Origin of the sequence: Brevundimonas sp. (assembly GCF_023259385.1) — a bacterium.
Classification (GTDB): Bacteria; Pseudomonadota; Alphaproteobacteria; order Caulobacterales; family Caulobacteraceae; genus Brevundimonas.
Map to the genome: position 1 here is coordinate 1 of NZ_JAHFPF010000181.1, position 7569 is coordinate 7569.

Sequence of the window (7569 nt, forward strand, 5' to 3'; positions counted from 1 at the left end):
GATGTGACGGACACCCCGACCGTCCGCCCGCAGGACGCCGCCCCGGTCACGGCCGACATCGCCCCCGCAACGCCCCGAACGGACGAGCCGGTCGCTCCCCGCCACGGCGGACGCGGACGCATGATCGCCCTGGTGGTGATCGGGCTGTGCGTGGTCGTCGGCCTGGGTATCGGCGCGTCCGTGTTCGGCCTCGACACCGTCTTCGGCCGTCGGCCGCCGGCGATCGTGGTGATCCCGATCGTCGATGCGAGCGCCGATCCGGAAGGGGCGGAGATGGCGGAGGCCGTAACCGCCCGTCTGATCGACGGTCTCGCCCGGATCGACACGGTCCGCGTCGTCATCGCGCAACCGGAACAGGCCGCGTCGCTTCCCCGGGAGAACACGGATTTCGTCATCCGGGGCGAGCTGCGGCGCGAGGGGCGATCATGGACCCTGCAGGCGCGCATGATCCGCACGGCCACGGGCGAGGTCCTGGCCGTGGCCGGCGCCTCGGCCGACGGAAGCGAAGAGGATCTCGAACTTCAGCAATCCCGGCTGGCGGCGGGGGCCGGACATCTGTTGGCGCAACGTCTGAACGATCTGATGGAGAGCGGCGGCGCCCAGGACTCCACGGCGGACTCCTCCGCCGGAGCCGCCCGGTTCGTGATCGATCAGGCCAGCGCCTCCATCAATCAAACCTCTCGCGAGCGGTTCCATGTCGCCGAGGCGATGCTGCAGGACGCGCTCGCCGCCGAGCCGGACAACATCGACCTGGCCGTCGCCCTGGCCGGGCTTCAGCTCCGTGGGGTCCAGATGGCCTGGTACACTCCCCAGGAGGTCGCCGCCATCCAGGCCCAGAGCCAGGCGACGCTTGAACGCGCCCGGCGCGTGAAGCCCAGCTCCATCGCGGTCGCCGAGACCTACTGCCGCTTTCTCAGCGCGACCAACCGTTTTGTCGAGAGCCTGGTGGAGTGCTCCAGGACCTTGAGCCTGGATCCCTGGGACGGCCTCGCCCTGTATCACGTCGGCCTCGGTCAGGTTCATCTCGGGCGTTTCGACGATGCGCTGGCGACATTCCAGCAGGCCGACCGGATCGACACCCCTCCGGTGTCGCGCTGGACCTGGCTCCTCGGCGCCGGGTGGGCCAATCTTCTGCTGGGCCGCCCCGAAGCCGCGCTGCCGTGGCTCCATCGATCCATCGCCATCACCCCGGCGTCCGGACGGTCCCACATGCTGCTGGCCGTGGCCTATCAGCAGACGGGCCGCATCGACGACGCCAAGGCCGCCATGCGCGAGGGGCTCAGGCTGCGGCCCGGCTCGACCGCCCTCAACATCGCCCCGCCCTACGCCAACGCCAGCCCGGCCTATGTTCAGGCGTCCGAGCGACTCATCAAGGTGATGGTCCAGGCGGGTTTGCCGGAGCGCTGATCCGTTAAGAGCCCCTCGGTCGTTGACAGCGGGGGCGCGCGCATCCGATGCGCTCCCCCGCTCCCTACGCCCGCTTGACCGTCACTGGCCGCGCCCGGCTCAGAGCAGCCAGTCGTCCATGTCGTGCGGCGACAGCACCGTGGAACTCGCGCCCGCGCCCTCTTCTATCGTCAACAGGGTTTGCCAGCCGCGGCTGGTGTCCCAGACGACCCGCGTATCGAATTCGAAGGGGTGTTCCGTCGGTCGAACCAGCGGCCCGGTATCCGTGGGCTTGAGCACGAAGTGGTCGTTCGGATCCGTCCAGCAGATGATCGGGCCTTCCGCGCCCTTCGGGGACGGCAGGTCTGAAACGCCGGGCAGGACCAGCGGCCCGCCCGCCTTCCCGTTCGTCTCGACCAGAACCGGTCGAACCTCGGGGTTGACCTCCGCCATCGGCGCCGCCTTCGAGACCGCCTGATCCGGCCCGATCGTGATCTGGGCCTGACGCGTGGCCGCGCCGCCGACAGCGTCTTCGACCGACATCCAGGTCTCGTCGCCGGCGAACCAGAGGGCTTCGACCCCGTCCAGGATATCGACCCCTTCATCGCCGACCAGGTCCGTCACCGTCACGGTGCCGTCCAGGTTCAGGACAAAGCTGAAATCGGTCGAGGATCCGAAGTAGTTGGCCTGGTCGTAACCGTCGCCTCCGAAGAGGCGGTCGTTCCCGCCACGGCCGACGATCGAATCGTCCCCGGCCAGCGCATAGACGTCGTCGTCGCCTTCGGTGCCCTCCACCCAACCGTCATTGCCGGAGGTTCCGTAGCCGGCGACCAGGTAGTCAAGTTCGAGCCACGTCTGGTTCCCGTCGAACCACAGGGCCTCGACCCCGACCAGGGTGTCTTCCCCTTCCAGACCCGTGGTGTCTTTCACCTTGATCGACCCATCGGCCGCCCGGCGGAAGGTGAAGCTGCCGGACGCCCCCGCATAGTTCGCCTGGTCATAGCCGGCGCCGCCGTCCAGATAGTCGTTGCCACCGCGTCCGATCAGTTGATCGTCTCCATCCCTGCCGAAGATGTTGTCTGCGCCTGCGGTGCCCGGCAGCCAGCTGTCGTTGCCATTGGTGCCGTAGGCGGCCACCGCCTGGTTGAGCGCCACATACAGTTCGTCACCTTCGAACCAGGCGCCTTCCATGTCGCGCAGCACATCGACCTCGCCGGTGGCATCGTTGATCGCCTGGATCGATCCGTCCGCCTGCCTGACCCACCTGATGTCCGTGCTGTCGCCGGCGTAGATCGCGACGTCCTCGCCGGCTCCACCGAACATCTGGTCATTGCCCGCGCCGCCGAGGAGTTCATCGTCCCCGTCACCGCCGTACATCAGGTCGTTTCCGTCGCCCCCGCTCAGGGCGTCGGCGCCGCCTTCCCCGCGAAGTTCATCGTTGCCCCCGGCGCCGGCGATGACGTCGTCCGAGGCGAAGCCGTTGATGACGTCCGCCCCCGCTGTCCCCGCCTGGGCGAGAAGAGCCGCGTCCATCTGGGCGGCCGTCCAGACCACCCCGCCGGCGAACTCGAAGATCTCGACCCGGGTCGCGCCCTGAACCGAAGATGAGTTCTGCCCCATCAGCTGGTAGCGGATCACCAACCGGTCGCTGCCGACATCGATCACCAGGTCCAGTCCGACGCGGGACAGGATCAGGTCCTCCGGCGCGATCCCGGTGCGGAAGACGACACGATCCGCGAGATCGCCGTAGGTCTCCTCCGTTTCGATGATGGTGTCGACGCCGTAGCCGCGACCAAAGACGTAGGTATCGTTCCCCGCGCCGCCGGTGAGCACGTCATTTCCGGCGCCGGCGTCGATCACATCCGCGGTCGCATAGCCGATCACCGTGTCCGCGCCCGGCGTCTGGTGCGCCAGAAGGGTCAACTGATCGATCTGGGCCGCCGAAAGCTCCGTGCCGTCCGCGAAGATGAACCGCTCCACCCGCCCGAAGCCCAGAACGCCGCCCGAATCCTGGGACCAGAACTGGTTGCGGATGGTCAGGCTGTCGTTCGCGCCCACGATCCGGATGACCAGGTCGCGGCCCACGCGGCTGAAGGACAGATCACTCTGCGAGATGAGCGCCCCGAAGAGCACCGCGTCATTGGGCGCGCCGTAGGTCTGGTCGGTTTCCCGGATCGTATCGTGGTCATAGCCCCGGCCGAACACATAGGTGTCCGCGCCGTCGCCACCGGTCAGGGTGTCGTTCCCCGCGCCGCCGTCCAGCCGGTCTTCGGTCGCGTAGCCCAGGATCAGATCGTTTCCAGCGGTCTGCTGGGACAGCAGCACCAGGGCGTCGACCTGCGGCGCCGACAGCTCCGAGCCGTCCGCGAACTGGAACCGTTCGATGCGCCCGGTGCCCAGCACGCTGCTCGAATCCAGCGACCAGAACTGGTTGCGGATCGTGATCTGATCGGACGTCCCGATGATTTTGATGATCAGATTCAGACCGTCACGCGTCCAGGACAGGTCGTCCATCTCGACGCCCGCCTTGAAGGACAGGATGTCGTCGGCGTCGCCGTAGGTCGCGTCCGTCTCCGAAATCACATCGACTCCGTCCCCACGCCCGAAGCGATAGGTATCGTTGCCGAGGCCGCCCCTCATGAAGTCATTGCCGGCGCCGCCGTTCAGAACGTCGGCGGTGTCAAAGGCGTAGATCTGGTCATTGCCGGAGGTCTGCTGCGCGGCGAGCAGCCGATCCTGCACATCCGCCGCGCTGAGCGCGCTGCCGTCGGCGAAGATGAACCGCTCCACCCGGTCCGTCCCGTAGATGCCCGCCGAATTGCTCGAGCGAAGCTGGCCGACCAGGGTCAGCTGGTCGGTGGCCCCGGCGATCCTGACAATCAGATTGTCGCCCTGCCGCGAGAACTGGAGATCAGCCGCCACGATATCCGGCCCGAAGCGGACCACATCGTCGGCATCGCCCCAGGTGGCGTCGCTTTCGTTGATCGTGTCGCTCCCCGATCCCCGTCCGAAAAGGTAGGTGTCGTTGCCGAGGCCGCCCTGCAGCCAGTCATTGCCGGCGCCGCCGTCCAGGACGTCCCCCGTGTCGAAGGCGATGATCGTATCGTTCCCAGCCGTCTGCATCGCCTGCAGCAGCCGCAGGTCCATCTCCGCGGCGGTCCATTCGCTCCCGTCGCCGAAGACGAACCTTTCGATCCTCTGGTTTCCGGCCAGGCTGCCGGAGTTGGCGCTGCGCAGCTGATACTGAACGGTCAGGGTATCCGATGATCCAACAAGGCCGATGACCAGGTGATCGCCGTTTCGGCTGAGGATCAGATCCTCCGGCCGCACATCGGCCGTGAACGCCAGGACGTCGCCGCTGTCGCCCCAGGTCGCCGTGGTCTCAAGCACGGTGTCCTGTCCATAGCCCCGACCGAACCGGTAGGTATCGTTGCCGGCGTTGCCCTGCAGGAAGTCCGTACCGGCGCCGCCGTCGATCAGATCATTCGCCGCCGTGCCCAGAACGTTGTCGTTCCCGGACGTGGACGAGCCGGCCACGGCGTTCGCCTCGGCCTGCGCCGCCGACAGGGTGACGCCGCTCGCGAAGCGGAAGAACTCCACCCGCCCTTGTCGCGTGGGTGTGAAGTGATCCGAAATCGTCAACGTGTCGGCGACACCGGCGATGGTGATGACCAGATCGTCGCCCGTTCGCGTGAAGGTCACCTCGGAGCGCAGCACATTGCTGCCGAACTCCACCGTGTCGGGATGGTCCTCATAGAGGGTGTCGAAGCTCTCCTCGATGACGTCCTGCCCGCTGCCCTTGCCGAACTTGTAGGTGTCGCCGCCGCCGGCGCCGCGAAGGATGTCGTTGCCCCCGCCTCCATCCAGGATGTCCGCGGTGTAGAATCCGTCGATCACGTCATTGCCGGCGGTCCTCGCCTCGACCAGCAGCCGCTCACGGATCTGCACGTCCGTCAGCACCACGCCGTCTCCGAAGGTGAAGGTCTCGACGTCCCGCCAGCCGGAGAACCAGCCGGCGTGGTGGAACTGACCGGAGACCGTAAGTTGGTCGGCCAGGCCGTCGAAGGAGATCACCAGATCGTCGCCGGAGCGGGTGAAGACCGCCTTGTCGGAATCGTAGCCCGCCGCGAAGACCACGGTATCCACGTCCTCGTAGGCGACGTTGTCGACGTGCTCCTCGATCACGTCCGACCCGAACCCCGGGCCGAACACATAGGTGTCGCTGCCGTCCCCTCCGCGCAGGACATCGTCGCCCTGGCCGCCGTTGATGGTGTCGTCGGTCTGGAATCCGGCGACAAGATCGTCGCCCGAGGTCGAGGCGGCCGCGATCAACCGAAGCCGCAGATCGTGCGCCGTCCAGACCTCGCCGGTGTGGAAGCGGACGGACTCCATCTCGTTGCTGCGGAGGTTCAGCGTCGAATAGAAGAAATGGTTCTGCACGGTGATCCGGTCGGTCGCACCGGTGATGCTCAGGATCAGGTCGTCGCCGACGCGCGAGAGCACGATGTCGCTCGGCGCGATCCCCGCCCCGAACTGGATCCGGTCATCGTTGCCCGTGAACAGATTGTCGTTGAAGTCGACGATCACATCCGCGCCGTCGCCCCGGTTGAAGACATAGACGTCGGATCCGTTGCCCCCTTTCATGAGGTCGTTTCCGGTCCCGCCCACGATCACGTCGGCGAAATGCCAGCCCCGGATCGTGTCGTCGCCCGCCGTGCTCGAGGCCGCGATCAGGTCCGCGACGATCGTGCTGAAACTCTTCACGGTGCCGTCGGCCCAGCGGAACTGCTCCACCTGGTTCATGGCGATCGTGCCGAACACCCCGGTCTCGGTCACCACGAACTGGTTCTTGATGCGGACTTGATCGGTCGTGCCGGCGATGGAGACGATCAGATCGTCACTGGCGGGATCCCGCGAGAAGACCACATCCCCGACCGCGACGCCCGCCTTGAAGACCAGTTGGTCAGGTTCGGGGCCGATCACGAATCCGGGCGTATCCTCGATGACGTCCTGGCCGTCGCCACGCCCGAACAGATAGGTGTCCCCCTCGTCGCCCCCGTTCATATAGTCGTTGCCGGCGCCCCCGTTCAGGGTGTCGGCGTAGAAGTCGCCCGCCAGCCAGTCATCGCCGTCGCCCCCGGTCGTGACGATCGCGAGGATGGTCTCCCAGTCGATCCGGCTTCCGTCGGCGAAGACGAAGTTCTCAACCCGGTCGAACCACTGCACGCCGAAGAAGCCGAACAGGTCCATCATCCGACCGTCGAACTGGTTCTTGATCAGCAGACTGTCCTGCGTCCCGTTGATGCTGATCAGCAGGTCCTTGGTGCCTTCGACGCGGGTGAACTGAAGATCGGCCAGGCTCACGCCCCCGCCGAAGATCACCGAATCCGTGCCCAGAAGGGTCAGGTAGATCGCTTTGTCGTGGATGGTGTCACGTCCCGAGCCGCGGCCGAATTCATAGACGTCTCCCCCGTCATACCCATGGAAGACATCGTCGCCGGCGCTGGCGAGGAAGCGGTCTCCGGTGCCGAAGCCATGGACCGTATCGGCGCCCGCCGTCGTCGCCTGCTGGATCAGCAGGGCCTGGATGGCCTGCCATGTCAGGGACCCGCCCGCCTTGAACAGGATGGCCTCGATACGGCTGTCCAGGGCGAGGTTGCCGCCCCCGATGAAGGGATTGTCGAGCAGGCCGCCGATGACGCCGCCGGGCGCGATGCCGCCGCGAATGCCCAGCGAACTGTACCAGAACTGATCCTTGATCAGGATGGAGTCCCCGGTGGAGAAGGTCAGCAGCAGGTCCACGACGATCATGTCGGCGGTCTGGTTCGCCGGCGTGCTCTGGATGTCGTGGATGGTGTCGTGACCGTGCCCGGCCGAGAAGTAGTAGGTGTCCCCCCCGTCTCCGCCCCGCATCAGATCGGCGCCCGCGAGACCTTCCAGCTGGTCCTCCTGGGCCGAGCCGTTGACGGTCTCGCTCGCCGACGTCCCGCGACCGACCACTTCGGCGATCGCGCGAACATCCATCAGAACGCCGTCCGCGAACTGAATCTCTTCCACGCCGAAATCGACGCCCATCAGGCCGCTGCTGAAGTGATTGCGAACGGTGACGGTGTCGTTCGTGCCGATCACCGAGATGACCAGGTCGGTCCCGACGCGGGCGAAGGTCACATCCTCCCGGCTCAG

Annotated in this window: 2 protein-coding genes; one reads left to right on the forward strand and one right to left on the reverse strand. The window is 66.6% G+C overall.

All coding sequences use genetic code 11. The features are described 5' to 3' along the window. On the forward strand, nt 1-1407 hold a 1407-nt coding region (locus Q0C81_RS13460; RefSeq protein ID WP_291838792.1), incomplete at its 5' end, for a tetratricopeptide repeat protein. A 99-nt stretch (nt 1408-1506) separates the two neighbouring features. Here the strand turns inward: Q0C81_RS13460 and Q0C81_RS13465 are convergent. Beyond that, a complete protein-coding gene (locus tag Q0C81_RS13465) occupies nt 1507-7554 on the reverse strand; it encodes a calcium-binding protein (RefSeq protein ID WP_291838795.1) in 6048 nt (2015 codons plus the stop codon). Between the last annotated feature and the right edge of the window lie 15 nt (nt 7555-7569).